We start from the raw sequence: 6514 nt of genomic DNA, 5'->3' as shown, positions 1-6514 counted from the left end.
TAGAAATATCAGCCTGAAGACAGCAGTCTTTATAGCCCCCCAACCCCCAATTCTGGGGGAGCATGAACTTAAAGTTACCCATCTGCTACCCTTGTGTAAACAAATATTAATTTCGCCAACGGTATCAAACTTGGGGGACTTTCGTGACTTTGTCCTCCCCAGGTTTGGGGGGTTAGGGGGGCAAAAGCAACTAAATTTCGTAAGTCCTATTAATGCAAATTGAAAATTGAATATGGAAGCCAAGATGATGCAAAATCCTTTTACCTACGGTCAGCCAGTTTCCCCAGAGCGTTTTGTGGGACGACGATCAGAAATTCAGGCGGCCTTTGATCAAATTTATAACCGCAGTAACTTAGCGATTTGGGGGGGGCCAGCCATGGGCAAGACCTCTTTCCTGGAACTTCTGGCTTCCCCCCAAGTTTGGAAACAGTATGGACAGGATCCATCCCAGGCTGTGATGGTGCTGCTGAGTTGCGAAAGTATTCAACCCTTTACAGCTTCCGGGTTTTGGCAAGAAGTGTTTAATCTGCTCAAAAAAGAATTAGACGGTGAGCCAGAGCTTCAGGAAGAGATCGACACATTGCTGGACCAGGGAAAAGCAACCACTAGGGGCATGCGCCAAGTATTGCGGCAGCTTGGCAAACGCCACAAATTCTTGCTGTTGCTCGTGGATGACTATGATTGGGCACTGCGGCCAAACCCTCACTATAGTCATGCTGAGATGGAAACCTTTCTCACGGAGTGTCGCAGTATTGCCTATCACTCTCGGGAGAGGCGATATCTATCCATGATTGTGGCCTCACTCCGCCGTCTCAATGAACTTGGTCCTGCTCTCAATCCCAATAGTTCTCCCTGGTACAACCATTATCTGTTCCAATCCCTCAAGCCATTTACTGACCCTGACATTGATCAATTAATGGCTGGTATGCCAATTACCCCAACCTTACGGGAGCTGATCCAAGACATTGCTGGTGGACATCCGGCTCTGCTCCAGATTGCTGGTTTTTTGCTTTATCGAGAGCTAAAAACTGGCAAGGTCCCTGATGCCCAAGCCTTTGCTCGGGACTTTGAAGGTAAGACACGACAAATATTTGAAACGATTTGGAAACGGTGCAGCGAAGTTGAGCAAACCTTATTGATGTTGATGGCCTTGTTCAAGTTAGAAGGTCGTCTCCATCATAAGAAGCACTTTGACTTGAGGGGCATTGACGTAATCTTTAGTCAACACCAGCGAGAGTTAACTAACCTGGCCGAACAAGGGGTGATTATCACAAATCAGAGCAGCAATCAAGACTCAAAGAAACCAGACTACGTATTTACCTCATCAATTATGGAGGGGTGGGTGATTCAGGAACTTTGGCAGACTGATAATCCGATAGTAGGAGATAGGGAAAGATTTCTCAATTTGATCAGTCATACTCAACTTCAGAAAGTCACGAAGACTATTAACTGGCTATCGGCCAATCAAAAGACAGTCAAAACTGCTTTGGCATGGGGGAGGATAGTGTTAGCTGCATTTTCCTAACTTCAGCATTCAGCTAATGCGCTACTTCAGATGCTACTTGAGGTGCTATCAGCTATCAGCTTATTGGTTAGGTCACAGTCTCAAAGCCTGTGCCACCTTGAGGTGCTTTTGAATAAAATAAGCTGACCACTGACCACTGAATGCTTACTGGTCTTGAAAGTTTTATGCATAACTGTTGCTGCTTATTCCGATAAGTTTATAGATACTTATAAATCAGCTATTAGCACTCAACATTAAACAGTTGGTGCCTTAGCTTAATACTTACTTACTGACTTCAAATGGCAGCAAACCTTGACTGGTTTGGATAAAAATTAAACAAATCATCAATCGTCGGCTAATGGTTACTAATTCTTCTAATCATCCTAATCCTTATGAAATCGGAAAGATAATTGATGATCCAGACAAGTTTTTTGGACGAGAGAGTCTGTTTCAGTTTATCGAAGACAACCTCAGGCAGAGGGTAAAGGTAATCTTACTCCATGGTCAACGACGAATTGGCAAATCATCAATCTTGGCACAGATTCCCAACAAAGTTGCTACGGATCAGTTTTACTTTGTTAATTTCGATTTGCAAGGCTACATTCACAAACCCTTCAGTAATATTATCTATAACTTGGCTCAAGAGATTTGTGATCACTTAGTGGATGACTTTGATCTAGGACAAGATTATCTTACTCCGCCCTCAAAACAAGATTTAAACAATGATATAAATATTTTTTTTGATAAATTTTTGCCTAAAGTTTTTTGGTTATTAAAGAGTAAAAATTTGGTATTTTTGCTGGATGAATTTGATGTTTTAACTAACCAAAAGCCTCGATCAGAAGAGCGTAACTTTTTCCCCTATTTAGCTAACTTGATTAAACGGCACCATCAATTATTTATGATTGCGGTAGTGGGACGGAATCTTGTTGATGTGCCTATTATAGTCCGGGTGTTTGGAAGTCCACCTTACCACGAAATTGGTTTTCTGAATAAGCTGAGTGCTCAACGGCTAATTACTAAACCAGCTAAGGATGTGGTAACCTATGAACCCCATGCCGTTACAAAAATTTACAATTTATCAGCAGGGCATCCCTATTTTACCCAAGTCCTATGCTTTACTTTATTCTTAAGGGCTAGGGAAAACCAGTGGAAGATTTATAGCCGAGATGTGGAGCTTATAGTTAAGCAGGCTATTGAGAAAGCTGAAGCAGGATTGGCGGGGTTGTGGGAAAGTTTACCGATCCCAGAGCGAGTGGTATTCTTAGCGGTGGCAGAAGCTCAACAAAGAGCTATCTCCCAACACCAGCTGTTGCCAGAACACCCATTATCTTTCCTAGAGGGCTATGGTGTGATTCAGACTAATCCCCTGTATCAAGCCACCAAACGACTTAAAGACTACGGTTTCGTCGATGATACAGAACGTAGAGTAAAGGTGCCATTAGTCCGCCACTGGTTACTTCAGCATCACTCACTACGGCAAGAGATACTAAAACTGAAGACACTAGACCAAGACCAAACGGATCCGATCTATCAACTAGCCACTAGACAGTATCAACAGAGGCAAATTCACAAAGCACTAGTGCTCTATGAAGAGGTTTTGCAAATTAACCCTAATCATTTCAGGGCTTTGTTGGCTCTAGCTGAGGGCTATCTCCAGGTCAACGATTACAGGAAAGCCGTAGAAGTATATACAAGAGTCTACCAAGTTAAGCCAGTACAAAGCAAAGAAGGGTTGTTGCGATCGCTACTCAAGTATGGCGATCAGTTGATTGAGCAACAAGCATTCACAAAAGCCAAAAAGCCTTTTCAGCAAGTGTTGGACATTGAGCGTGACCACCAATTAGCGCGGCAGAAGCTAGAACATATTGAAGCTAAAATCGCAGCTATTAGTAATACACCTATCACTCCGGGTCATAGCACCCCCAATCCTACTCGGTTAGGCATCGGCAAACTAGCAGCAGCTCTAGCCATAATTACTCTAGTTGGTGTGGGATTTTATAAGGTATCAACTCCCTGTCCAACCGGTGCCCAGAAAGTCTTCGGGATTAGATGTATCGCTACTCCTATTAGTCGGGGTGAGCACAGCTTATTTCCTAGAATTGACAACATCGAAAAAATTGACCTTGCTACTGAAGCATTCCAAAAGGAAAACTATGCCGAAGCGGCTAAGTTTTTTAAGGAAGCTTGGCAGGCTAATCGAAATGATCCAGAATTGCTGATTTACTACAACAATGCCCGAGCCCGTCAACAGGGCTTTGAACCATTCACTATCGCTGTGGTAGTGCCCATAGACCAAGACAAAGACGGGGCAAAAGAAACATTGCGAGGGGTAGCCCAAGCTCAAGATCAGTTCAATAATTCAGACGGATTAAATGGTCGATTCCTGGAAATTGCGATCGCTAACGATGGCAACGATCGAGCCAAAGCTAAAAAAATAGCTCAGGCTTTGGTTAAGGACAAATCTATCCTGGGCGTAATTGGACATGAATCTAGTAATGCCAGCGAGGCCGCACTCCCTGTATATGACCAAGCTGGTTTAGCGATGATTTCCTCCACCAGCACCAGTACTGATTTAACCAGTCTTGATAAAAAGAACAACGTGTTCTTTAGGACAGCTCCTTCTAATCAAGAATTTGCGAGAAAACTGGCTCAACATGTCAACACTCAAGCTGGCTTAGACAAGGTGGTAATTTTTTATGATTCTGACAGTCCCTATAGCAATAGTTTCAAACAAGATTTTCAAGCCCACTTTAAAGACCTAGGGGGTAGGGTGGTTCGGGATATTAAATTAAACGATGTCAACCTGAAGATTCCTGAAGAACTCAGGAATCTCTCTCAAGATCAAGTCAAGGCCGCTATGTTATTCCCGAGCACACATTACATTGATACAGCTGTTGACATTGCTAAAGCTAACGCTCACCTGAACCTTAACCCCAACCACCGAGATCACCAAGGGCTGAGGTTGTTCGGTGGGGATACGTTATATACTCATCAAATCTTGGAAGAGGCGGGGCAAGAGGTTGAAGGTTTAACTATGGTAGTACCCTGGTTTAGGGAAGTACCACAGGCAATAACCTTTTCTACAGCAGCTAAGGAACTATGGGGAGGAGATGTTAGCTGGGCGACTGCCACTAGCTTCGATGCTACTCAAGCCTTTATTCAGGCTTTGTTCAAGGACGCGGACCGCGAACTAGTTCTAGATAGACTCCGCAAGAATCTTGTTACTCTTGTACCGAGTGATACCTCAGGGTTGGGTTTGCAGTTTACTGACCAAGGGGAGCGTGAGAGTGAACCTGTCTTGGTGGAAGTGGTTGACGGTGAATTTAAATTCGTATCAGAGCAAGACCAAGAGGGGGTTGAAAAGTCACCGTGATCATCAAGTTTGAGGGGATACAAGCTAATTCCCTTTCACCAAGACTGACTAAAAATACTGACTAAAACTTTAGACTTATAACCTGGAAAGGAAATATAAGGATTCTAAACAGCATCCTAGGGAGTTGTCTATAAAACTAGTTATACAAAACCTAAAGAATTGGATAGGATAGAGTATGGAGTAAATAAAAATAACCTAACTAAAGCAGTAAACGTTATATCTCTATCTCTCTCGGAGATGACAAAAAATGATTTCAATAGTTCCTAGAAATCCCTATGTAATTGGTCGTCCAATTGATGATAATGACCAGTACTTATTTTGGGGTAGGCGAAGCTTATTCCGGTTTATTGAGCATAACCTCAAGAATAAAACCAAGGTTATGATAGTGTACGGTCAACGGCGGATTGGTAAGTCGTCCCTACTCCGTCATATTCCTACATCGGTTGACTTAGATAGCTTTTCCTTTGTTCCTTTTGATCTGGAATCCTACAGTCACAAATCTCTTGGTGAGGTCTTGGAGGAACTGGCCATAGAAATCCTGGATAGCTTGGAACTAGACTCCCCTGAAATCCCCTTGCCTGACCCTATAGCCCTAGACAACGATCCCTCGCTTTTTTATAAGCAGTTTTTGCCCCAAGTTTATCAAAGGTTGGGTAACCAAAAATTAGCATTATTGCTGGATGAATTTGAGACCTTAAATAGCCCAGATAATCATCAAGATAATAACCTATTATACCACCATTTATTTCCTTACTTAAAATCTCTAGTTTCTCGACAGGATAATCTATACCTGATTCTCTGTGTGGAACAGGAATCTAAAGATTTACCGAATTTACTCCGGATCTTCAAAGATGCCCCAACCCAAGAAATTGGCTTACTTGATCAACAAACTACCCAGGAGCTAATTACCAAACCAGCAGCAGGACTACTCACCTACGAACCTGCTGCTATCCAAGCCATTTACCAGTTATCTAGCGGGCATCCCTATTTTACCCAAGTCCTATGCTTTGCTATTTTTAGCAGAGCTAGGGAGTTAGAGCAGTGGCAAATCACCCCAGAAGATGTGGAAAACAGTGTAGACCAAGCCCTAGAAAATGCTAGTGCTGGATTGCTAGGGATTAGAGCCGGATTATCTATCCCAGAACGAGTAGTATTCTCTGCGTTTGCCGAGGCGGATAATCTCGTTAAAAATAGTTCTAAAAATAGTTCAGACCAGCCATTACAGCCGTTTTCAGATGAATTGACCTCACTACCAACTGCAAGCCCCCTAAATCCCCCAATTCTGGGGGACTTTAACTCAAGAACCCCCCAAAGTTGGGGGGCTAGGGGGGCAAAACTTGCTGTAAGTCTACTCGAAAACTACGGCGTTATTCCAACAACATCCTTAATAAAAGCACCAGACCAACTAGCGGAACGGGGTTTCTTAGATAAAAATAAATCTAAAGTAACCATTGAATTTATCCGGCGCTGGTTGATTAAACGTTACCCACTCCAGCAAGAAATCCTAGAACTAGAAAAAATAGACCAAGACCAAACTAATCCCATCTATCAACAAGCCACTACCCAGGATCAACAGGGGGAAATTACCAAAGCCCTAGGACTATATGAACAGGTTTTGGAACTAAACCCTAATA

The 6514-nt window shown here is 42.9% G+C and carries 3 protein-coding genes; all 3 read left to right on the top strand.

The features are described from left to right. Nucleotides 1–244: 244 nt before the first annotated feature. Complete coding sequence (locus F6K20_RS19620; RefSeq protein WP_071107822.1) at nucleotides 245–1525, top strand: ATP-binding protein; 1281 nt, start codon at nucleotides 245–247, stop codon at nucleotides 1523–1525. A 337-nt stretch (nucleotides 1526–1862) separates the two neighbouring features. Next, the gene (locus F6K20_RS19615) at nucleotides 1863–4880 is read left to right on the top strand and encodes an ABC transporter substrate-binding protein (RefSeq protein WP_287295726.1); all 3018 of its coding nucleotides are present in this window, start codon (nucleotides 1863–1865) and stop codon (nucleotides 4878–4880) included. Between the two features lie 247 nt (nucleotides 4881–5127). Next, the coding region (locus tag F6K20_RS19610; protein ID WP_287295724.1) for an ATP-binding protein at nucleotides 5128–6514 on the top strand (1387 nt) is incomplete at its 3' end.

The sequence above is a fragment of the Moorena sp. SIO2C4 genome, assembly GCF_010672485.1.
Classification (GTDB): domain Bacteria; phylum Cyanobacteriota; class Cyanobacteriia; order Cyanobacteriales; family Coleofasciculaceae; genus Moorena; species Moorena producens.
This window is presented reverse-complemented; position numbering and strand designations above follow the sequence as displayed.

What these genes read in the sequence shown, in the direction of transcription:
- F6K20_RS19620 (WP_071107822.1), top strand. Translation starts at nt 245, where the DNA reads ATGATGCAAAATCCTTTTACCTACGGTCAGCCAGTTTCCCCAGAGCGT.
- F6K20_RS19615 (WP_287295726.1), top strand. Translation starts at nt 1,863, where the DNA reads ATGGTTACTAATTCTTCTAATCATCCTAATCCTTATGAAATCGGAAAG.